The organism is Nocardia sp. NBC_01503, from assembly GCF_036327755.1.
Classification (GTDB): domain Bacteria; phylum Actinomycetota; class Actinomycetes; order Mycobacteriales; family Mycobacteriaceae; genus Nocardia.
Window position 1 is genome coordinate 1,481,221 of sequence record NZ_CP109596.1, and the last position, 23,609, is coordinate 1,504,829.

13 protein-coding genes are annotated in these 23,609 nt (G+C 64.8%); 7 read left to right on the plus strand and 6 right to left on the minus strand.

From position 1 onward, the window contains the following. Positions 1-80 precede the first annotated feature (80 nt). The 3 genes from OHB26_RS06890 to OHB26_RS06900 all read right to left on the minus strand — a co-directional run bounded on the left by OHB26_RS06890 (position 81) and on the right by OHB26_RS06900 (position 10,018). Positions 81-866 (minus strand): hypothetical protein, encoded by a 786-nt coding sequence (locus tag OHB26_RS06890; RefSeq protein ID WP_330183385.1) that lies wholly within the window; start codon positions 864-866, stop codon positions 81-83. Between the two features lie 81 nt (positions 867-947). Beyond that, a complete protein-coding gene (locus OHB26_RS06895) occupies positions 948-2,078 on the minus strand; it encodes a hypothetical protein (protein WP_330183386.1) in 1,131 nt (376 codons plus the stop codon). Beyond that, positions 2,075-10,018 (minus strand): alpha/beta hydrolase, encoded by a 7,944-nt coding sequence (locus OHB26_RS06900; RefSeq protein ID WP_330183387.1) that lies wholly within the window; start codon positions 10,016-10,018, stop codon positions 2,075-2,077. The genes OHB26_RS06895 and OHB26_RS06900 overlap by 4 nt, the downstream gene beginning before the upstream one ends. Positions 10,019-10,338: 320 nt before the next feature. Between OHB26_RS06900 and OHB26_RS06905 the strand changes: the two genes are divergently transcribed. The 4 genes from OHB26_RS06905 (at position 10,339) to OHB26_RS06920 (ending at position 13,268) form a co-directional block, all read left to right on the plus strand. Further along, positions 10,339-11,874 carry a hypothetical protein gene (locus OHB26_RS06905; RefSeq protein ID WP_330183388.1) on the plus strand — a complete coding sequence of 512 codons (1,536 nt, stop codon included), beginning with the start codon at positions 10,339-10,341 and terminating at the stop codon, positions 11,872-11,874. 87 nt (positions 11,875-11,961) lie between these two features. Continuing rightward, positions 11,962-12,285: a WXG100 family type VII secretion target gene (locus OHB26_RS06910; RefSeq protein WP_330183389.1), complete on the plus strand. Its 324-nt coding sequence runs from the start codon at positions 11,962-11,964 to the stop codon at positions 12,283-12,285. A gap of 3 nt (positions 12,286-12,288) precedes the next feature. Further along, positions 12,289-12,786: a YbaB/EbfC family nucleoid-associated protein gene (locus OHB26_RS06915; RefSeq protein WP_330183390.1), complete on the plus strand. Its 498-nt coding sequence runs from the start codon at positions 12,289-12,291 to the stop codon at positions 12,784-12,786. Positions 12,787-12,797: 11 nt separating this feature from the next. After that, positions 12,798-13,268, plus strand: coding sequence for an SUKH-3 domain-containing protein (locus OHB26_RS06920; protein WP_330183391.1), 471 nt, complete (start codon positions 12,798-12,800; stop codon positions 13,266-13,268). Between the two features lie 49 nt (positions 13,269-13,317). Here OHB26_RS06920 and OHB26_RS06925 read toward each other — a convergent pair whose 3' ends face one another. Together OHB26_RS06925 and OHB26_RS06930 are read right to left on the minus strand one after the other, a co-directional pair. Beyond that, positions 13,318-15,162 (minus strand): serine/threonine-protein kinase, encoded by a 1,845-nt coding sequence (locus OHB26_RS06925; protein ID WP_330183392.1) that lies wholly within the window; start codon positions 15,160-15,162, stop codon positions 13,318-13,320. Positions 15,163-15,255: 93 nt separating this feature from the next. Next, entirely contained in the window at positions 15,256-15,810 is a 555-nt protein-coding gene (locus OHB26_RS06930; RefSeq protein WP_330183393.1) for a hypothetical protein, read from the minus strand. 199 nt (positions 15,811-16,009) lie between these two features. Here OHB26_RS06930 and OHB26_RS06935 point away from each other — a divergent pair, with 199 nt between their 5' ends. After that, the gene (locus tag OHB26_RS06935) at positions 16,010-16,291 is read left to right on the plus strand and encodes a hypothetical protein (protein WP_330183394.1); all 282 of its coding nucleotides are present in this window, start codon (positions 16,010-16,012) and stop codon (positions 16,289-16,291) included. Between the two features lie 8 nt (positions 16,292-16,299). Further along, the gene (locus OHB26_RS06940) at positions 16,300-16,812 is read left to right on the plus strand and encodes a YbaB/EbfC family nucleoid-associated protein (RefSeq protein ID WP_330183395.1); all 513 of its coding nucleotides are present in this window, start codon (positions 16,300-16,302) and stop codon (positions 16,810-16,812) included. 1 nt (position 16,813) lies between these two features. On the opposite strand, the gene OHB26_RS06945 is transcribed toward OHB26_RS06940, so the two are convergent. Beyond that, complete coding sequence (locus OHB26_RS06945; RefSeq protein ID WP_330183396.1) at positions 16,814-17,473, minus strand: hypothetical protein; 660 nt, start codon at positions 17,471-17,473, stop codon at positions 16,814-16,816. Between the two features lie 249 nt (positions 17,474-17,722). On the opposite strand from OHB26_RS06945, the gene OHB26_RS06950 reads away from it, so the two are divergent. Beyond that, a complete protein-coding gene (locus OHB26_RS06950) occupies positions 17,723-23,575 on the plus strand; it encodes a WXG100-like domain-containing protein (protein ID WP_330185527.1) in 5,853 nt (1,950 codons plus the stop codon). Positions 23,576-23,609 lie beyond the last annotated feature (34 nt).

Below are 23,609 nucleotides of genomic sequence, written 5' to 3' on the forward strand. Positions count from 1 at the left end.
CAGCAATAGTCGCGATATGCAGCGCTCCGCAGACGAAGACACGAAAGTGGTTGTCCATCAATCCGATTCCGACTGCAGGATCAGTGGCCCTCGGCGAGCTGCCGAAGGTCAGCGAGGCTGGCGGCGTGCTGTTCCGCAGTCGTGTCGGCGATTATCCCGAAGAGCTTGGGGCTGGATTCGGGCTGCGCGCGGATATGGCCGAGGAGGTCGGGGGTCGGCACTTGCGCCTCGTACGCATCAACTAGACGCGAGCGCCAAAGACCGCTCGCGATCATTCCGTCACGGCCTGCGGCGGTTCGCTGGAGGTATCCGGCGGCGTTATCAGTCGTCGAAACCCACAGGTAGCCCCGCACCTCACCGTCACACGTGATCGGGAGGTAGGTAACCGGCGAAGCTGTTTCGTCGGGATACGTCGGGGTCGGAACCGAGACCAATGGGCCCCAACCCTCGGAGCGATCCGCGGGCGCACCGCTCGGATACTCCCCGTCCTGCACCCAAGGCCCCTCCCCCAGCGGCGAATTCGGGTTCAGCCGCAACGCCAACTCCTGAATAGTCCGCGCCTCCCCGAGCACGGCATCGGCCGGAATCCCACCGCACAGAGAATCTTCGGGCTTCCCGATCCAATAGCTGATGGCCTCAACAGGTTTCAGACCAAGCTGATAGGTCTCCTCCAGCTTGCCGGACCAGAAAATCGAGAACTTCACGGGGCTGATGCCGGACCCCGCGCGGGCGAAGGACCCCGCCGCCGATCCCGTCTGACCACCCCAGAGGTAACCAACAAGGTTGCCGTCCAACATGATTGGCAGGTATGCAACCTGCCGTCGCGTCCAAACGTCGTAGCGTTCTTGCGATTGATCTCGACTCATGGTCGCTTCCAGCCTCGCTTGGTTCTATGGTCTTCGATAGGTATTTACTCGACGAGGTCAACGCATTCGATGCATCCGTAATCAGCCACTTTGGCGCTGCGGTTCGATGCACTCGGCCCAGGCCGGAAGCTGCCCGCCCTGTTCCTGAGTTCTTGCCAGGGTTCGTCTCGCTCTCGGAATATTAGGAGCCATTGCGTCGAGCCAGCCGGTCACGCTGCCCCAGGCTTTGCGAACCCGTCTGGTTTTCCCGGCGACGCCAATTTCCCAGACCGCTGGGTCATCCAGGAGAAGGTCCGTGCCGTCAATCGCATAGTAAGTATTCCCGGGGTACGCGGAGAGCACCAGCGCACCATCGGGGTCACGTATATCATGGGGCATCTCCCGGAGAGCTGTAACAAGCCCGGATTTGACCTCACCGTCAACGCTATGGACACCGAAACTCATTGGATAGAACCAGAATCCCGGTTCAGACCCAATCAGCAAGAGGACTTCACGTACGGCCGCAGGCACGTTTTCAACTGCCTGCCCGACCGCGAACCGGTCGATCTCATTCTCCGATGCACCGACAACTGAGTCACGTCGCAGGCCGGCCACAAACACACGTTCGATGATGTCGCGAACACGTTCTCGCGGGTGCTGCGAAGGGGGACTTTTCGCCGTCCGCGGCAGTATATTTTCCGACCAGCGCGGAAGGTCCCAACCATTCCGCTCGTACCGTTCCAGGTCCCGCCTCAGGCTCTCGACCAGAGGTTCCATGTCAGAAAACCACGCAGATGTCGATGGCCACCTACGAGTCAAAGCACCGTCCATGATCTCCCAGATCGGGGGATCGTCGCTATCCAAGTCGGCCCCGTCGATAACTTGATAGACGTATCCCTGATGTGCCGACAGCACCAACATCCCTGCCACATCACGAATTCCATCGTCCACCGCTACAAGCTCTCTCGTTGCGAGGTGACTCTTCACTGCGGCATCAATACCGCTATTGACTCCAAAGTCGGTGCCGTCGAACCACAAGCCAGGCCGAGCTCCGATGAGCCGAAAGACCTCGCGGATCGCTGCGGGTACGTTCGTGACCCTCTGCTCAGCCGCAAACCGGGTAATCTCATCGTCCGATGCGCCTTTGACAGAATCGCGCTTCAGCCCCTGCGCCATCGCCTCCTCGAAGATATTCCGAATCTGCTCGTGTGCTGCGTCCTGTGGTCGAGTCATAGTGGATACAACCTTTCCAAGGCTAGGTTGAGAGCCTCCACGCGCATGTTGGGGAACAGTCGCTGGTAGACGTCAATGAGGTTCATACACGAATCGCAGATCTGAAACTCCTCCGGGATATCGGATCGCCGCGCGGACGGTAGATCGATCATCATCCGAAGGTCACCTGCGACATCCGCCAACGAGAAGGGAGTGCAAGGCGTCCCATTCTCAGCGGCTTCCGCACCGGCCCTCCGATTGAGCTCCTCAATCGCCAGGTCGATGCGTGCTCTCGTTCGCAGCTCTTGAGCCTCCCTTCCAGGCTGCATGTCCGGCATGACAGATTTGTGCACCTCATGTGAGTCCTCGATCACCCGTTCCACGACATCCCACGACAATCCAGTGTCGTTTACCAACTCGTGAACCGTGGAATCGCGGATTGTGCGGGGAGTGAAGGGCGTTCCGCTCTGCGCAGCCTCTCTGGCCGCCTGTTTATTGTCCTCGATGAGTAGTTGGTTGATCTTCTTCCAAGCGTCTCTCACCTCGGCGTACTCAGCTCTGGCGCTGCTATCTGCTTCCTGGATCGACTCGGCCAGGACGTCGTCCACAACCTCTCGCGACAAACCAGAATGCTCGGCCAACTGATGTCTCACGACATCTTCGAACAACTTCGGTTCGGAATCGTTCGCACGATCGGATCCTTCACCCCTGCTGAGTCGGCCAGTTTTTGGATCGAAGGCGCTCGCATGGGACGTCTCGAATACCCGCTGCCCCTTCGGAGGCCGAGCCGGGGCTTCCGACGCCGGGTTCCAGTCATGAGTCACACCGCTGAAGTTGAAGAAGTCATTCGGTGCGCGGGTGCTATCGGAGCGGTATCGAGCCGTCGTCAGTGTTCGATCCGACGGACGACGCACCCCATCAACAGATGGATTGCGGTGGGTGATGTCTTGAACTGCCTCGAACCCTTCGATCCGCTTGGCTCGGTTCTCATCACGAAGTTCCCGAAAATCGTCCATTCGTTCGGGCGTTTCGGGCAGATGAGCTTCAGCACGGTCCCGAGCGTCACCCGGATCGAGGATGTGCTTGTCCTCGTCACGGGTACCTGGCGCGAAACCGTCCTCTGTCGCTTTGGTTCTGGTGCCGTCGGGGTGGAAGGTTTCCCACGTTCCATCCGGTGGGATGCGCGGGCGGCGGGTGCCGTCGGGGTGAGTTTCGGCGGTGCTGGTGTAGACGCGGCCCTGGTGATCGGACCAGGCTGGTTTGGTGGGGGCCAGGACGTCTGTGCCGAGGTGGTGGGCGAGGCGGGCAGCGAAGCCGTTGGTGGCGGCGTCGCAGCCTATGAGGCGGATGGGGGTGCGGCCGTCCCAGGTGGTTTGGCGGAGGAGGTTTCCGAATTCCTCGGGGGTGTAGGTGCGGTCGCCTATGCGGGCGTGGCCGTCTTCGGTGATGTGGACGTCCGCGGTGAAGTGGTTGGGGTCCTTGGCGATTCGGGAGGCCAGGTCTGCGACTGCCGGGTCGTCGGGGTGGAAGGAGGCACCGGCCTCGGTTTCCTTGGCGGGGAAGGGGTGCGGTTCGGCGGCAGGATTGGCGTTGTCGTGGGCCGGGTGGGCTGCATCCTCTTGCGGATGAGAGCTGTTCGGGTGCTGCGGATTCTCGGCGGAGGGGTGGGCCGACGACGGTTCCTGGTGGTTGGGTGTCTGCGGCTCGGGGTCGAGCTTGATGAGGTCGTTTCCCCATTTTTCGAGGTAGTCCCGGAAAACGGGGTCGTGCTCGGTGAGCAGGCGCCAGGAAGTCGGCAGCGCCGAGTGATCGAAGAAACCGGTCTGATCCAGTACCTTCACGAAATCGTCTCGCAGGCCGGGCAATTCGCTGTAGCGCGCGGGTTCGCCCAGCGACTTCGCGATCTCCGTGGCCAGCGACTTCATTTCGTTGAAGCGATCTTGCAGGTGCGGGGTCAGCGATGCGGGGCGGTCGTCATGCACCTGGACCGGCGCGGCGGGGTGCTCATCACCAAGAGTGAATGGGATGTGATCCTGGTCGGGACCATCGTGCGGTTCCTCCGGGCGCGGCTCGGCCGGGTGTTCCGGAGAAGGCTCAGAAGCGTGGTATTCCGCTGTGTCAGTAGGAGCTACGTCGTCTCGCCGCGCTCCCGGTTGATCCGGGTGATCTCCGATTCGCCCCACGCCTGCCAGATCTTGATCTGGTCCTCGGTGGCCTCCGGGCGCCCCTTCGCCTCCATCGCTTCGAGGGCTGCCATGTTGCGGTCGACCTTCGCCTGAATCTCCGGGTCGTCCGACCCGCTTCTCATCGTGGGCCCCAGCACTTCGAGCGCTATTCGCTTCATTTCCTCCGGGCTGATGGGCATCAGGAATCCTTCCCAAATCGGTGAGGTGGAAGTAGTACTTCCCCTCCTCCTCGTTGAAGCGCATGTCATCGACGCGAAACTTGGTGCCCGGCGCGAAGACGACCTCTTCCTGCGCCGGATTCGACCAGGAGATGTCCTTCCCGGTATGCGAGTCGATGACCAGCTCGATATTGCCACCTCGCATCGAGGCTTCCTTGTCCGAGGAGGCAAAGCCCCGGTCCGGAACGATGTTCGCTTTGCCGGGCTCGTACTTGTACTCATCGAGGAAGTTCTTCAACGCGACCGGGTCGTCGATGTGCAGGGAGCGGTAAACGGTGCCCTCGTGATCCGGGAGCTTGTTGTAGCCCGAGACGAGGGTACGGATCTCGACGTCGCGGTCGTTCAGGAGTTCATGGTTGCCATTGCGGGTCGCGTCGTTGACCTGCTCGTTGAGGCTCATGAATTGGTTGCGGCGGATCGCGGAGATCTCGGCGTCGGTCAGGCGCGCGATCTCCGGATGGTTGGGTGTTTCATATTCGCGAGTGGTTTGGACCTCACGCTCGTTGATGTGGTTCTCGGCCGCGTATTCGTGTGATGCGGCGGGGTCCTCGTAGTGCGGGTTCGCGTAGTACGGCTTGTCCTCGACGGGCAGTTTCGTGCGCTGCGGCGCATCGTCGGTCGGGACATGGTGCGGCTCAGGGTGTTCGGGAGTGGCGTCATCGTGGGGGGTGCTCGGCCTGTCGACCGGTTCGGTGGTGTCGTGGACGGCCGGGGCCGGGTGCTCCTGGGCTGGGGGGTGATTGACTCGCGCACCCGGATCATGGACATAGTCGTGACTCACCACGATGCCCTTGACCAGGTACTCGACACCCTCGTATCTGGAACCGGGCGGCTTCTCGATGACATCGGTGATCAGATACCGAGTTCCGCGCTGCATCAGGAATTCGTGTTCCGAGCCGCCGATCCACAGCCCCTTGGAACCCGCGGGCACATCGAGCTCCACTCGAATGCTGCTCCGCGCGAAATTACTCGGCGGCTTCTCTCCCAAACTCGTAGACAGGTAGCCGCGTTCGGTCTGGAGCGTATTGATCAGCTCTCGGGGGTTCCTACCGTCCAGCGGCGTTCCGAGCTCGTCGATCGTCAGGTGATCGATGGCCTTGCTACCCATGCCGCGGGTGACCTCGAACCCTTCCGGGGTGGGTTGACCCGTCAGCCGATCCAGGGTTTGCACGTGCTGATTGAGCACCTCGGCGGTCGGTTCCTCACCGAGAATGCGCCTCATCTCCATGAAATCTTGGCCGTCCGACCACACTTCACGAAGCCGCTGTTCCGGATACTCGTCACGGAGCACACGGTCGAGCGCTGCCTGCAGGGGTTCGCTGTTCGACGGATGTCGATCGGCCGACTCGAGTAGTGCGAGCGGAGGTTCCTGCAAGCTCCCGCCCGTCAGTTCCCGCAGTTGCTGTAGCGTCGCGTGATCCTCGGCCAGCGTCGCGAATCTCGCGCTCGGATCCTCGTGGCGCAAAAGTTCGTTGATCCAGGCATGCCGCGTATAGCGGCTCACCTGTTCGCGTTCGGCCGCGGACAGGGAGTCCATATGGGACCCCATGATCTCGTCGCCGAACTTGCGACCCGCCTCATCGCTGTCGAATCGGCGTATCGACTCGTCGGGGGTACCAGGCTTCTGATGCTCGGGAGCCTGGTGCGGTTGTTCGTGCGCCGGCTGTGAACCGTGCGGATCCGCTTGGCCGATACGGGCTTCGGGACGTGCGGAGTTCGGGTGCGAGGGGGTGCCGGATTCGATGGGGTGCACGGGGTTTCCGTGCGAGTCGAACAGGACTGCGTGGGTGGAGCGGACGTTGGGGTTGTTCGGGGAGAACGGGTGGGGGCCGGTGCCGAGGGCGGAGTCGTGGACTACGAGGCGGCCGCCGTCGTTGGTGACGGTATAGGCGTGGGCGCCGATGCCGTTGATGTCTGTGGGGCCGTGGAATTCGGCTACGACGATGGCGGTTGCGCCTTCGCCGAGGCGGTTGAGGTGGTCTGCCAGGACTCCCGGGGAGTCCATGAGTTGCATGCGAGCGCCCGCGGCGTCTTCGAGGTCGCGGGCGGACATGCCGCGTTCGGCGATATCCGGATCGTGTGGGATACGGATGTTTTCGTTGCCGGTCAATTCTTGGGCGTGCCGAAGAGCCTGGGGACCGCAGTCATTGACCGGTTGGTGGTCTGCCGGAAGTGTGGGGTGGTCGGGGGTCGGGTCGGGGTTGCGGAACTCCTCGACCAGGTGTTCATAGCCGATGGGCGGACCCTCATGCGGGTCGAAGATGGGTGGGCGCAGGTGGGCCGGATCGCTGGGGAACGAGCCGATATTGCGCTGCCAGGCGTTGAGGCCCTCGTGGTCGGGGCGGGCGAACTCGGGGAGGACGTTTCCGGAGTCACCCGCTGCGATCTTCGCGAAGTTGTGGAGTGATTCGCTGGGGACAGTGTGGGCGTCATCGTGGAACTTGTAGTAGCCGGTGTGGGTACCGATATTGCTGAATGTCTTTGCACCGCCCGGGAATTGGGCGGTGATGCGGCGAGCCCCGAATGCCTCCACCGACGGGTCCATGCCGAGACCCATGCTGAGACCCGGTGCGGCACGGGCGATCTCGCCCGGCGTGCTGGAACCGATCCAGGTGACCGGGTCGCGGGAGGAGCTGGCCACGAAGACATTTCCCTCGCCGAGACCGAATTCGGAGGCGTGCACGACCGGGCCCGCGCCAGGTGAGCCGAGGAGGGTGATGGTGCTGACCTCGCCGGTAAGGCGGCCACCCGCACCGGCGTAGCTCGTGGTGGTGGAGCCGTAGCTGTGGCCGAAGAGGTGCACGTCGGGCATGGGCTCGCCGCCGGGCAAACCCGCGTTGATTTTGCGAGTCTGGTTGAACGCGGCCACGTCTCGGGCCAGCAGTTGTCCACCGCGCTGCGCCAAGGCCGGATTCGTCATCTCCCGGCCGATGCGTGAACCGCTCGGGGCGTCGTAGCCGATCCAGGCGATCGAGGCGACCATGCCGGGGTCGTGCACATTGTCGGAGGTGGCCTCGTAGTGGTGGAACGCATTGTTCAGGTTCACTTCGAGGCTGCGGACCGTGGTGGTGATACCGGGGATGTGCCAGGAGACGGTGGATGCCTTGTCCACGTCACCTATCGCGACGACTGCGCGACCCTCGCCGTTGAAAGCCTTTGAGTCGTAGGACAACACGCGTACGGGCGGGCGATGGCCGGGCGGATCGTCCCGGTCACGGTTGGCGAAGTTGTCGGCGAGGGTTTCCGCGTGCTCCAGGTTGTGGATGGTGCTCTCGAGATTCTTGAACTGCTGGCGGCCTTCCGGATCGGTCCAGCGGCTGGTCCACTTGTCCACGCGCGGATTGCGTTCGCGCAGTTCGGTCAGATCGCGGGCGATGGACAAACGGTTGGCCTGGTCACGCGCGTGCGGCGGGATGCCGTCGGCATTGCCGATCTCATGCGGGTGCACACGCATTACCGCGCCCTGCTCGTCAGGGGTCAGGTCATGCCACCAGTTGTGGTTATCGCGGGCTTTCTGGTGTGCCCCGGCCTGATCGACGTCGTCGAGATGGAGCAATGCCTCGACCTCATGGCCGAGTTTGGCCAGGGCGTCGGCGGCATGGGTGCGCTCGGCCGCGGTGATCGGATGATCCACCGGCAGGACCGAGTGCGGCGCGGGATGGGATGGCGCGGGCGGTTCCGAATGGGACGGCTGCGGGTCGTGATCGGGCTGCGAATCGTGTTCCGGCTGACCATCGCGACTCGGCTGACCGTCATGATCGGGCTGTCCATCACGGCTGGGCTGCCGATCATGTTCGGATCGACCGTCCCGGTTCGGCCGCCCGTCCTGCGTTGGATCGTTGTCCCGCTGCGGATTTCGCTCGTTCTGCGCGACATCATCGTTGGTCCGACCGGACCGGTGCTCGTCGCGTGCGGGCGTCCCGTCGTGATTCGGATGCTGCCCGCCGGTCACATCGTCATGTCTGCCACCGATCCGCCCCTCGAGGCGTTCGGATGCGGGGACCTGCGCGCGATCGTTCGGCACCGCGTCCAGGCGTTCGTTCCCGCGCGAACCCGCCTCCAGGCCAGTCGTTTTGGCCTGCACCGGCGCAGCGGTCCCGGCCGGTTCGCGGGTCGGCGCGGCACCGGCCCGGGAGGTATCCGCTGGCGTGGTGGAGCCCGGTTCCGCTCGGGGCGCGGCCGCCGGTGCGGGACGGCCGTCCCCGGTGGGTTTGACGTCGCCCGGCGCGTGTGAGGCAGCGGAGGATTGGACGCCATCGGCAAGTTTCGGGCCGGTTGTACCAGGCGAATTGGGTTGCTGATGGGCAGGCTGCACGGGAGCCGCGTTCTGGCCGTTGGTGACTTGACCGCCCGGAGCATCATTGTGCACAACAGGATTCACCGGCGCCTGGGGCGCCGCGGCAGCCACTACTGGATTCTGCTTACCCGCTTCGGCATCCCCGGCATGCGGAGTATCCGAGGAAAGTCCTGCCCCGTCGGAGACGTGCGCCGGTGTGATCGGCACGCCTTCACTCGTAGTGGCGGGCGCCTCGATCCCGCTCGGTTTGGTCGGCGCCGGTTGGCTTTTGAACTCCGCGGTCGGATGGGCCAAGGTCGGGGCGTGTCCCTTGGGACTCGCGGCACGAATCGCCCCGGGCGCGGCACCGCCCCACATACCCGCCGTGATCATCCGTGGGTCGAATTCGTGGTTACCGGTGATCAGCGCGCTGGCACCCCAACCCGCCAGACCCGCTGACCCGCCGGCAGCCAACATGGTGACTCCGGTGGTCAGCACTCGCGTGGTGATCTTCGACGGAGTGCCGAACAGCCCGTGCAGACCGCCGCCGACACCGGCGGCGACGACACCGCCCGCGGCTCCGGCGGCCGCCATGATCCCAACCTGTTCCCAGCTGAACTTCTCGCGTCGCCCTTCGAACCGCTGCCACGCCTGAATCGCCGCATCGGGGGCAGTGCCCATGGCCGCACCGAGGGCCGCGGACTTCGCGGCGGTAAGGCCCGCTTTGATCGCCAGGTCTTTGAGAACCGCTTTGATCTCGGCGATCTCGGCGAACTTCACGCTCTGTCCGAGCAGCTTCTGGACCAGCTGCTTCATAATCATTCGCGCGGTGATGCGATTGGTCGCGATCACCGCCGCTTCCGCAGCGGGTGCGGCGAATAGACTGGCCGCGGCGAACGCCATATCTATCGCCATGATGATCAACATGGCGTGGAACATCAGTTTGCTGTACTCGAACTCGGTGCCGGTGTTGTCCGCCAGCGCGCCGATACTGTCGAACCATTTGACGAGGCTGTCGATCGATCCGGCCCCGTCTTTGCTCAGATCGCCGAACTTGAGCGATTTGAGCTGGGCCAGCATGGCGTCGCCGCCATCGCCCTCGGGGTAGGCGAGGCGCACCGCCGCCATGGCGGCATCGATGTCTTCCTTGATGCTGTTGAGCTGGGTGGCGGCGGACTTCCAGTCGTCCGCGAGGGTCCACATCTTGTCTTCATTGCCCTCGGGCCACTGCATGCCGACGAGCCAGCCGTAGTAATCGGCGCCGGGCGGACGCCAGATCATCGCGACCTCACCGCTGCGTGGATCGCGCGCCTAGCAGCGGTTTCCGACCCCCGTACTGTCACTCCCGCCCCCGGATTCGACCGACTACTCAGCTATCAGACTGCCGGACTGCGGTTTTCACCGACACACAGGCAGTGATCTTGCGTCACGCTGCCATAGAAAGCGTGGATCAGCAACTGCGGATGGTCGAATCAGCCGACCCGGTAAACCCACCGCTACCCCCACCGGCCGGACCTGAATCACCACTGACGAATGTGTAGGGTCGCAGGCGTATCCGAACGGGCGGCCGGTGCTGCCCGGTCGACGAGGGGAGCGACATCGTGAACAACCCGCAGGCCGGGAAGCCGGACGACGACTTCATGAAGACATTCATGGAGAGCTTCACGCAGGCCGCCGGTGAGCCGGTGATCAGCACGACCATCGTCTCCCATCCCGGCCCGGCCGGCGTCGACGAGAAGCAGATCACCGAGCAGGCTCGTGAGGTCACCCACGGTATCGCCCGGGCACTCGCCGAGGACGGGCCGGAGGGTTGGGAGCGGATCGACGCGGTATTCGCGTGGACGGTCGCCACTCAGGCTTGGAATGTGATCTATTCGGCGCAGGGGCGTGGGGTGCGCGCCGAACCTTCGCAGGCGACACTGCTTTTGGTGCAGGATCAGCGGGAGATCGCGGCGCAGCTGCCCGAGGGGCCATGGTGGCGGATGCGGATCGTGCTCACCAATGACGGTCAGATTCAGACCGATTACGACTACGGGGACGATCCGTTCCCGGATGATCAGTTGTTCCCGCCCGAGGCGTACCGGGCCGATATCGCCGAGTATCCGCGGCGGCGGTTGCCGGTGTGGCTGGCGGCTTATGTGGGGAATGAAGGGCGGCAGTTGCGCCCGGCGAAGGTGGCCGCGGAACAGTCGCGACTCGATCGCGGCAAAGGTATTCGCGGCGTGGTCTCGACCACGGATTTCCCCCCACTGCAATTGCTTTGGGCGCGATGGACCGCGATCGCCGCGACTTATGCGGCGCTCGATTCGGCACAGGGGCCGCGCGTTTTGCCATCGCTCGGATGGTTCGAGACGACCAAGCGCAGTGGGAGCACTCTGTATCTGTTGCCGGGCGATCGGGCGGTCATCTCCGGTGGGGTGTGGAATTCTCCGGAGCTGGACGCGGCGTACAACGGCGATGCGCCGATGCCGGAAATCTATGCGGGAGCACCGGATTGGGTGACCGACGCGGTGCTCAACCCGCGCACGTCCTCGGGGCTGCTGTCATTCTGCTATTGGTGGGAGAACGGCGGGTGGTATCGCGGTGAGTCGCCTGGCGGGCCGGGGCTGGCCGCGGCGATCCCGGGGGTCTGGACCTCGGATGTCACCGTCGAAATCATCTCCGCCGGGCTTGCCGAAGCGAGCGGTGCACCGCTGGCCGATCAGAACCGAACCGCGGTCGAGACGCTGGTCGCGGCCGCCGAGGCCGGGGTCGTCACATTCGAAACCATCTCCGCCGCAATCGATCCGGCGCGATTCGATGTGGACGGGGCACTCAATCAGTTCACCCTCGCGGGGCTGCGGACGTTCGTGACCGCGCCGCCGATGTCCCGTGTCGATGCGATCGAGCAGGTGCGGCGGCATATTCTCGACAAGGGCTCCGATACCACCGGGTATCCACTGGACCAGTTGAACGCCGACCGGATCGAATCGGGCTGGATGGTTTATGTGCCGACCCAGCCGGGCGAGATCATGCTCGGGCGGGCGATCTACTACATCGCGGACGATGGTGTGGTCGAGGCGTCTTCGTCCTCCGTGCCACCCGCGGTGTATATCGCCGGATTCACGCAGCGGTACAACGCGCGAAACCGTCAGTGACCACCGAAAACATCTGCATCGCATTGCCTCCGACGCTGATCAGCGGATAGTGTCGGCGGCAAAGCTTCATGGGGAGGAGTCGCCGTCATGGCTGGAAAAGTTGAGGTAAGCCCCGAACTGCTGCGGCAGGCATCGGTGAAGACCGCCAATGTGACCGACCGGGTCAAGGCGGTGCTGACCGGGCTGGAATCCGCCATCGACGGCCTGGGCGAGCCCTGGGGCGGTGACAACTACGGCGAGAAATTCGCCAACGGTGAGGACGGTAAGGGCTACACCGCCGCGCGCGAGAACCTGAAGCAGCTCACCACCGACAATGCCAAGAAGTCGGATGATCAGTCGAACGCGCAGCACGATTCGTCCAAGCTGCACGGCAACACGGACCAGGCCAGCGCCGACACCTTCAAGTCGTAGCCCATGGCCAACGAATTCATCAAGGGTGAACTCGCCTCGATGATCGACGAGTTCCAGGCGCAGATGACCGCGCTCGCGGACGTGCACCAGAAGCGCGCCCAACTCACCGCCGCAGGAACCGCGTTGCAGAAGCGGGTCACGGTGACGCTGAACGCCGACTTCGTGGTCATCGAAACCCGATTCGTCGACACCGAAGACCTCACCCACGACGAACTCGCCAAAGCGGTCACCGAGGCCGCCCAGGAAGCCGCCGCCGAATTGTCGCGCAAGAGTGCGGAACTCATGAACCCACTTCAGGAACGCCGCGACCGCATGCCGAAAATGTCCGACCTCATCGAGGACCTCCCGAACTTCGACGACCGCGTCCCCGAACTGATCCCCGCCTCCCTCGCTCCCCCGAATTCCCCGGAGCGCCAACTCCACGACCCCGGCATGGTCTTCACCGACGTCGAGGAGCTCGACGACCTCCGCCCCAGCCGGATCAGCGCCGACGACTGGTGAGCATGTCGCCATTGACCGCACACATCAGCGGAGTCCATCGCCTGCTCATCGACGCCGGTTGGACCCCTGACCGCGATATCGGTTCGCGCGCAGACGAAATGATCCAAAGCTCTATCGCGGACGCGCGACGCCAGGGTGTCGAACTCGAAGAACTCGACACCGCGTCGCGATTCATCCACTCATACGGCGACCTGGAGCTCCAGCTCCCGGGATTCGGCGAATCCAGGCTGGTCCTCAGCCCAACCGCCGGCTACGTAGGCGACGTCGAGGACTTCGCCGAACTCGCCACGAGTCTGAACTGTCCGGTCTTCCAAGTCGCCTACGACACCCACGAATTCGGTCTTTGGTTGGTGGATGCCCGCGGCCGGTTCTTCTACCACCACCACACCGGCTGGTACTTCCTGGGCCACAACGAATACGAAGCCTTGGCATCGGCCTTCGGCGGTGGACTCCTCCCCGACGCCGAGGACTATTTCGTCTGAAATTCAGCGGATCCCGTCTCACATCTCCGGGTCTCGCATACGCCGATTTCTAGTTCGAACTGTTCAGAACTCGGGCGACCGGCTTGGATAAAGCACCTGCCAGTGTGGCGAGCGAAACCACAACCACGACAACGGTAAACATTGTGGCGGCCGGTCCTCCGAAGTAGGGGACAATGCTCATGTAGCGCAGCGGGTCAGGCAGCGGGATGAACTTGCCGACCTCTCTGAGTAGCCCAATGACAAGTAGACCGAAGCCGCCGATGGCAACCATTAATCGACCGGCAGCGGCGCGGGCCATCAGCGCGATAACGCCACCGATCAGCAAGAGCGCCACCACGGCTGCCGCGAACATCATCATCCGAGTGGTAATCGGGAAGTATGTGTACTTGATTTGTCCTGAGAATCCCCAGGCCACCAGTCCTGCGTACAAGCCGCCCAGTGCGGCTGTGCACTCCGTCGCGACCAGTGCCGCCCGCGATCCCGCAGAGGCGCTGAGGCTTTGGTCCACGCCCGGTACGGCCGTCGAGCTGGAGAGTGCGGCTATCGCGGCGCCGATCGCCAGGATCAATCCGATCACGCATATGGCGGTCTCGATCGCCAAGCTGTAGAAAACGAACGGGCGATCGTCAGTGGTTCTACTGAGAACGACCGCGAGCGCATAAGCGATAGCGCCGGTCACCACCATTCGCCGACCGGACGGCTTGCGGGCGAGTATCAGCCCGGCACCGGTGAATAACAACAGCGCGACCACCGCGGCTACGAGAGTTCCCACGCCGAAGTACGTCAGCGGGAAGTCGTTCGTCGTGCGGTAGTCGCCCGGTGTCTTCCTGCCACTCTGCCGCCCCAAATCCGCGTAGAGGGCATACAGCCTGATGGCACCGGCCGTCGCGATGGACGCCGCCACGCTCGACAATATCGCCGCGGCAACAGCGGCCGGCTGCAATCCGGCCGAGATACCGGATTCCGGCTGCGGGTGTGGTGACCCGGCTGGCCGATACGAATTCGGCTGCTGCCATGCGACTGTCGGCGAGCTGGGCGTAATCGGTACCGGGGCTCGGCCCGCGAGTGCCGCGACGGCCGCCGATGCGAACTCTGTGCAGCTACCGAACCGGTCGTCGCGCCGTTTGGCGGTGGCTCGTGCGATCACATCGTCCAGCTGCGGGGGCACATCATGTCGAATATGACTGAGTCTCGGCAGCGGTTGGCTGAGATGCCCGGCGACGACTTGCCCGGGGTTGGACGCAGCGAATGGGGGACGACCTGCCAGCACGGCGAAAAGAGTGCAGGCAAGAGAGTATTGGTCGGCTCGGTGATCGACCTGCTCGCCGGACAATTGCTCGGGCGCAGCGTAAGCGAGTGTGGCGGTGAAGGTTCCGGTGGAAGTGAGCTGAGTATTGGAGTCGATCAGCCGCGCGATTCCGAAATCGGTGAGGATCGCGCGTTCTTCCCTGCCGGTATCAGCCGCGGAGAGCAGGATATTCGCGGGTTTCACATCGCGGTGCAGCACTCCACGGCTGTGCGCGAAATCCAGGGCCGATGCCGTCTCGGTGATGATCCGCACGGCCCGCTGCACCGACACCTGGCGGGGGTCGAGCTTGGCGGCGTCGATTCCCTGCACGTACTGCATCGCGATCCACAGATGCCCCTCGTGCACACCGCGATCGTGGATTCCCACAATGCTCGGATGATCCAGGCGAGCAATGGCATTCGCTTCCTGCTCGAATCGCCGACGCACCTCCGGATCGGCGGAGACCTCATGCGCGAGCAGTTTGAGCGCTACCTGCCGCGGGAGACGTGGATGCCGCGCAAGATAGACGCTGCCCATTCCCCCTTGCCCCAGTACGCCGTCGAGTGTGTATTCCGCGAACGTCTGGCCCGCGCTCAACTGAACCACGATCCCCCTTGCAGACCTCTCCGAGCAGTGCCCGGACAGCATAAACCAAGGTACGCAGGGGTTCCTGTCGCCGGGACGGAGCTCTGGTGCGGGTCAGAAGCTGGTCAGGGTGGCGGCGTACTGGTCGCGAACCGCTTCCAGTCGAGGGCGGGTGAAGCGGCCCGGTTCGCGTTCGTGAAGGGCGAGGCCGTCCGCGGAAGTGAAGGCGGACAGGGGGACTCGGTCTTCGGTGGCGGGGATGAACTTGAGGACTTCTTCGATGGCGGCTACCGCGGTGGCGAGGGTGTGGCGGGCCGATTTCAGGGCTTGGTCGTTCAAACCCGTTGTGGTGGTGGGGACTTGGCGGGTGCACACCTCCGAGTACCAGAGCCAGGTGCCGGGGTCCAGGAGTTCGGAGGGGGTGGATTCGCCGAAGCGGACGCTGCCGGAAGGGGGTGGCAGGACCTCGGCGGGGAGGCGGAATTCGTAGACCCGCTGCGCGGCGCAGTTCGGGCACGTGCCGGTGTAGCGGCTGGCGAGCACGCCTTCGATGGTGACCACCGCGCTGCGGAAGGTGCAGTGGGATTCGCCGCAGGAGGGGCAGGGTTGCAGGGTCAGGTAGAGGCGGGCCTCGGCGTTGGTGCGGGCCAGGGGGAGGGTGTCCGGCATTGCGACTCCTTTGCTGGCGGTGTGATCAGCCGTTTTGCCTGCGGTCGATCTTAAAGGGAAACCTGGATGTTGACGGGGTGGGGATGGTTGTTCATGTTGTGCTCACTATTGGGCTGTGGCAGAGTCGATCTCGGTGTGGTAGGCGGCGGACTCGGGAAGGCTTGCTATGGCTGGGAGATTGCGGGCGGAAGCTTGGCGGGTGCGGGAAGTTTCGGGGACCGCCGCTGATATTCGGGATCGGTTGGCGCATATCGCCGATGCGGCGCGGAACGCGGTTTCGCCGGGGCAGTCCGCGTGGGGGGATGACGAATTCGGGGCCAAGTTCGCCGAGGGCGAGAAGGGGTTCACCACGGGGACCGGCAATATGGCCGATGGCACCGCGAATCTTTCGACCTCGTTCGGGAATCTGACCACGGGGCTGCGTAAATCCGCGAAGGCGCTCGCCGCGATGGAGCATCGCAATACCGACAGCTTCAAGTAGGTGCCGAATTGGTAAGGGAGCGTGGGGAAGCCGAGGCCGCCTCGATTATGGAGGGGTTCGCGCGGCAGATGCGCGAGATTGCCGAGGCGTCGCGTAAACGGACGTTGTTGACGGCCAGCGCCACCAGTGGGCGGGTGACGGTGACCGTCAATGCCGACTGCATTGTGATCGCCACCAAGTTCGCCTCCGATATCGCCGACGTCGGTTATGACGAGATCGCGAAGGCCGTGACGATCGCCGCGCAGCAGGCCTCGGCCGATATGCGGCGTCAGACCGAGGAGCTGCTGCGGCCGCTCAGTGACAAGCGGGCCAAGATGCCCAAGCTGTCCGAGCTTTTCGAGGGTATGCCCGATCTCGAATCGCAGGCGCCCATCCCGCAGCCGGCCTCGCTCGCGCCGCCGCAGGCCAAGGAGCGGCTCGCGCAAAAGGCCGAACCCGCACCGGAATTCAGCGATGCGGTGGATTACGAGGATTGGCACTCCACCCGGGGCAATTCGGGTCCGACCAGCAGCGGCTGGTGACCTACTCGGTCAGATCCGGGTAGAAGCGCCGCTGGAACGGCTGCAATCGCGAGATCGCCAATTGCCCGGCCCCCTGGCAGACCGGGCATAGCCGACCGCCCGAGCACTCCGGACACGTCACCCGCCCGGCAGCGGTATCCGAGAGCCAGCCGCGACCACCGCATTCCGGACAGCGGCCCAGGCCGTCGCATTCGTAGCAGAGCACATGGCGTGAGGAGAGCGTCGCGGCCGTGCGGACCGGATCCGGCCACTCCGGCTCCGATGCGGCGGCCAGCGCCATGGCCGGGGTGGCGGCGCTGAACAGTACGGTCGGCACCTGATCGGGCACCCGGATCTCGAGGGTATTGCCATTCGAATATCCGGTCACCAGAGTGCGATTCACCTCGCGGGACTCCGATACCTCCCAGCCCGCGTTCGCCAGCATGGCGGCGGCGTGGCGCACGGTGTCCTCGGCGCTCACATCCGCGGCGCGCTGCCCGCGAAAAGTTGTCGAATAGCGGTATTTGAGTGGTTCATGCCAATCGGTGACGGTGGGTTCGTCGAGGAAGAGCAGGGACAGATCCGCGTCGGGGGTCAATGACCCGATGAGATCGACCAATCGCGCGCGCAGCAAACTACCAAGCCGGTCCAGTTCGGCCCGCGCACCTGGTATTTCACCCATGCGAACTCCCTTCCGGGGCGGACAATATCACCTGTCACACCGCAGTTCAGGACATGGTGCGAGACTGTTCGTGACGCGTCGCTACCCCGGTTCATCGACCATCGAATGAATCTTCCGGTGCTCTCGAACGACGCGGAGATGCCGCACGCCAGCGACTTTCATGCACCGTTCATATTGAGTTCGCTTGCATCGTTGTGGCACAGTCGATCCCACCAAGATCGGAACCGACCACCGGGGTGTGCTGTGGCGATGGAGTTTCCGTCCTGGCTGGAGTGGTTGGAATGGCTGGTCGGCTCGGATTGGCCGCACGGCAATGAAGACCTCATGTGGCAGATGGGGCGCGATCTCGAGGATGTGGCCGGACAGGTCGACGACCTGCGAGCCGATCTCGACCACCTGCTCAGCGGACTCGGCGACGCCTATCCGGAGGGAACGGGCGGCGAGAAGATCATGCAGTGGCTGCTGCCGCTGCGCGATGGCGCGGAGCCCGAACACCACGGATCGATCAAGGAGATCGGCGAGAACTATCGCGCGCTGGCCGCGGCCGCCGACGGTATGGGCGATCAACTGCAATCGGCCAAACTGAACTTCTATATCGCCGGGGCCTGGCTGGTCGCCGAACTCGCCTGGGCCGCGGCGAGCGGACCGTTCGCGCCCGCCCTCGAAGGCACCATCTTCGCGACCGCCCGGGTGATGTTCCGGGAGCTCGGCGAGCAGTTGGCGAATCGGATCACCCGGGCACTCGCCGACCGAATCACCAATCAGGTGCTGAAGCGGATCATTCCCAAGCTGGTATACGAGATCGGACAGGAGGCGTTGGTCGAGGCACTGCAGGGGACCTCGCAGGAGTTCCTGGTGCAGACCATTCAGCAGCAGACCGGGCACACCGACGGGTACGACTGGGGTGCCATGGGCAGCAATGCCGCCATCTCCGCGATCGCGGGCGGCACCGGTGGGGCCTTCGGATTGGGGGCGAATCACTTCCTGCCGACCAATATGGGCGGCTGGCGGGGATCACTCAATGGGGCACTCACCGGGTGGGGCGCGGGCGCGGCCGGGGCGGGCGGGGCTTGGCTCGGCGGCGGATTGCTCACCGGCAATTGGGAATTCGATCCGCGGTCGCTCACCGGCGGCGCGTTCTCCGGCGCCGGACCCAGTGCACTGCACGGATACGCCGGCCATACCGATTTCGGTGGGCGGCCGGTGGGATCACCGAACGACGGGAGCTCACCGGCGAGCTTCAACTCGCCGGTGCACGGTGGATCCGAGACCAATCCCGGGACACCGGGTGGGACAACCGATCCGGTGAACGGGCAGCGGCCGGACGGCACCACCGATCCGGCGCAGCGACCCGACGGCTCGACCGATCCCGCGCAGCGAAACAATGGCGCTACCGATCCCGTCAGCCAGCAACCAAGCGGTACAGGCGATTCCGGTCAACAGGGCGGCGCGGCCACACATCCCGCGAGTTCACCTGTGGGCGAAGGCGATTCCGGCGCGGGCAAGGATGCGCATACGACCGATGATCGCCAGGACCAGCCGCAGAGCAATGGGGACGGCCCCGCCGTCGGCGGCGGCCGGAACGGTAAACCGGATGTGGACGCCGCTAACACCGGGGACGGCGGAGATTCGACGCACTCCTCCGACAGCAGAGCACCCGGCGGGGATCACACCGGCGGGACCACGAATGAGCCCGGCGCATCCACGGATACGCATGGCGAGCACGGCACGGACTCCGACACCCGGGGTCATGAGTCCCCGGCGAAGTCCGAGGATGTCGCGGGCCGGAACGAGCCGAATCCCGAAGGGCAGGGCACACATCCGGCCGAGGCGAACACCTCGCCCGGCTCCTCCCCCGATACCACCGGAAATGGCGCGGTCGGCACCACACCCGGTGTGAGCCAGGGCGGTACGCCTGGACATACCGGCGCACCGAACAGTGCGAGCCCCAACGCCGCACCCGATGCCCGCGGCACCTCGAACCCGAACACCGGCCCCAACCCGACTGCCAGTCAAGGCGGTGATACCCGCGCGCCCGGCGACACAACCAAGGCCGCCCCGGGTGCCCGATCCATCGCGCCCGGAGACGGCACCGCACCCAAACCGGTTGCGGCACAGCCGAACAACTCGACGCGCGGCGCGCTGGGCGATCAGCCGCATGCCGCGGGACCGGTGCAGGCGGGCCGCACCGGGATCGAATCCACCGATTCGGCCGATCACGCCAGCCAGCCCGCCGATCCCGCCAACTCACGCACTGACGCGACCGGTCACCCCATCGACGCGAGCGGTCGCCCGATCGACGTGGCCGGTCAGCACGCCGACCTGGCCCACCAGCCCACGAACATCGGTCCGGAAGGACTCGATTCGGTCGGCGAAACGCACCGGGGCAGCGAGGATTCCGCGGATGGAAGCGTCGCCGGTGTCGTGCCGATCCCGGTGCACGATCCGTCGACCCAGCACGGTCCGGGCCGATCGGACCTGCCGAGCGACTCCCGTGGCGGCGAGCGCAGGCCACCGCAGCACGGGCAGTCCACGTCGATCGGCGACTACGACGGCGAGTCGCGGACCGGTGATGAGCTCGATCCGGACTTCCTGCGCGAGGAGATCAAGGCCAACCTCGGCTTGATCACCCCGGAAGACGTGGCGTGGAATCGCGACCGGAACCACTTCGTCCTCCCCGACGAACACGGCACCGTCTCCGTCCGGATAGGCCCGACCGAGGATGGCGCGGTCGCCGAGTTCCACGCCCGCCCCGACGGTTCCGGCTACGACGTACGGGTCTCGCCGCACGCCCGCGACGAAGATGTGGTCCGCGCGGTGGCGCATGAGCTGGCGGAGATCCGCCTCGGCCTCGACCCGCAGATCTCCCTCGATCCCGATATCGACCAGAACGACGACCGCCCGAGCGAGCTCACCCCGCACCTCGGCGGTCGCTTCGCCGAGTTACGCGTGCTCACCGCGCAAATCGATACCGCCACCTTCGATCCCGCACGAGCACAAGAACTTCCACGCCTGCGCTCGGACCTGCGCGCCCTCACCGACCGCCTCGGACTCAGCGATCCAGCGCACCCGGCTCCCGTCGAATCTGTTCCCACACAAGCCGATACAGCACGGGAGTTGTTGCAGGCGCATGACCCCGAGTTGGCGCGGCGATTGCGGCTCGAGCAGGACGGGGCGCTTTCGCAGCGCCCGGACTTCGATCCGCGGTTGACCGATGCTCAGTTCGATCAGGCGGCCGAGCGGCATTTGGCGCAGCTGGAGCAGCAGTTGACCGGCGAGCACGCCGACGACGTGGTGACAGCCGAGCGGCAGGGGCTGGATGGGCGGATGCGGGAGGAGCAGTCGCGGCGGCTCTTCGATCCGCTCTTCGAGCCGGAGGCGAAGGCCGCTCGGCGGATGGTGCCGGGGCTGCTCGCGGCCTTGAATCCGATCAATGCGGTGATCAATGATCCGAGTTTGACCGGACCGGATCGGGCGCGGGCGCTGCATCGGGCGCTCGATGCCTTCGAGAACTCCACACCGGAGAACTTCCGGCAGGCGTTCGGACCGGAGAACTTCGCTCGAATGCATAATGCGGCAGACGCTTTCGGGCAGGGACCGGATCACATCACCGGTGTGCTGGATCATGCGACGGGCACGCTCATGGTCGATGGTGCGCCGACCACCCTCGGGGACTTCCTGCGCGATATCGACAGCGCCAATCGCGGCGCGGCCGAGAATGGGATCAATGCCGAGTACACCGTGGTCGTTCACGACGCCGTGGATGGCAAATCGGCCGTCGATGTCATGCCGCGACCACAGCCGCAGCATCGACTACCCTTGCAGCAGAACGCATTCGGCGAGGACAATGCCCGTATTCCGCTACAGCGGCGCCCCACGGTGCCGGCCGCGGTCGATGGTGGGCATACCGTCGATGTCGGCGTGGGCCGCAGCGCCTTCGCCGTCGACCTGACCCCGGAGGCCGATCGCTCCGGTGGCGGGCTGATCATCAAGACCGAACTCGCCTCCGAGTTCCCGATCGCGGGCCAGCGCCGCCGCGATCTCGGCATTCTCGATCCCGGACCGCTCACCGCGCCGGGCAGCGTCATGCTCTTCGGCAATCTACTCTTCGACGGGAACATTCTCGCCGGTCCCGGCAATGGGCAGATAGCGCGCGTCTACATCAACAATGTCAGCGCCGAACTGCCCGACGCCGCATATCACCCGATGGCCGCCGCACTCGCCGACGCGATGGTGCCGGGCGGGCGCATCGAAGTGCAGTGGGATATGAAGCCGCAGGAGGAGAACGGCACCCCCGGCGATCGCGGGCATATCCTCGGCACCAAACTCTGGCAGGCCATCGAGGCCCATTACGGCGACAGTGCCAATCCCTTCCGGGTGGTGGAGTCGACCCACTTCGAGGGCGAGGGCAATACCGATTACGACTACACCATCGACGCCGGGGCCAGCAATAACCTCGATACCCAGCGCATGGCCGGGTTCGCACGCCCGCTGCCCGAGCATCGCATGGTGATCGAGTACCACCCCGCGCCCGATCCGGTGGCGGCGCATCCGGCCGAGATCACGCACCAACCGGACGCCGAACATGTTGCGCCACAGCATGAGAACGAGAATGTCCCGCGGCCGGAGACGACCACCCCCGCCGAGCCGAACTCGAGCCTGGACGAAGCCGACCGTTTCGGCGAGCAGACCGATGCCGGTATCGCCCATCACGGCGACGATCCGGCCATGGCCGACCTCGCGCGCCGCGTTCCGCACGATCCGAACTACTTCAGCGCCGATGTACACATCACCGAGGACGGCAATGCCCGCATCGGTGATCGGACCTACAGTCCGGAGCAGTATGCCGGCCTGGTGCGCCGAAGTGATTGGGATGGAACAACTCCCATTCGCGTCATCGGCTGCGATGCCGCGGCCAACGATTTCGCGAGCCGGCTCTCGGCCGCACTGGGCGTGGATGTGCTGGCCGCCACGAAACCCGTCTGGACCGATGAGCACGGCCGGGTGTACACCAGCACCGCCGATATCGGTCCCGACGGTAACCGCCGCCCGCGCATTCCACCCGACGGCGAATGGCAGATCCACCGCCCCGACGGCACCGAAGTCACTGCCGCACAAGATGGTTTCGCGCCCGGCACACCCGAGGCGGATAAGCACGGCCTCAACCCCGAGGGGGCCAGGGACCGCAGCGCGTTCCGTGACGATATGTTCGCCGACGATGAACCGCACCGCCGCAGCTACGAGGACATCATCGGAGACCGGCCGGTCAAGGAGATCAAGGCCGACGATGCGCTCGCGCCCAAGCGGCGCAAGCCTTTCGGCAGGGACGACCGCACCGGCGCGCCGATCAAGCTCGATGTGAACACCGCCTATCGGGTCACCGACCGGGCCGGACGCGACCGCGGTCTTTTCGTCACCGGCCCCGAGGGCCTGGTCCACGAGGTGCATACCGATTCCGGGCGTAAGCAGACCCGCGATCTCGCGCAGCGCCGCCTGATCGGCGACGGTTTCAACCCCGACCTGAAACGACCGTTCCCCGAGGCGTCCTATCGGGTCGACGAGCGCTTCCAGTACACCACCGATACCCAGGGCCGCGTCGTCGTCGCCCACGGCAAGCTGGATCTGTTCGGCTCCGATGAGGGGCGGCGCGGACCCGACCAGACCCCGATCGGTCATGTCGGCGGTAAGGAATACGCGGCGATCAACAAAGATATCGTCGACCAGTTCAAGACCCAGTTCGGTCGTACCCCCTCACTCTCCGAGGTCATTCTGTACGCGGCCGTCACCTTCGACGGCGGACACCTGTTCGGCACCGAATTCGGCGGGCCCGGTGAGGCCATCAATATGGTGCCGATGCTCACCAGCTTGAATCAGGATCCGGGCGAAACAACGCCGCTGGACAATTGGCGCAAACTCGAGGGGCATTGGGAGCATCTGCTCGGACAGGATCCGCCGCCCCTACTCCAGGTGCGAATCGACCTCGACTACGACCCGAACTCGCCGAATATGAAGACCCCGGCCTACATTGACGTCGAGTACCTGGTGGACGGCGTATTGGTGGACACCCTGAGTTTCAAGAACATTCCGCCGCGCAGGCAATAGCGCGGCTCGGCGCCGCGGGAGGTTGTGGACGACC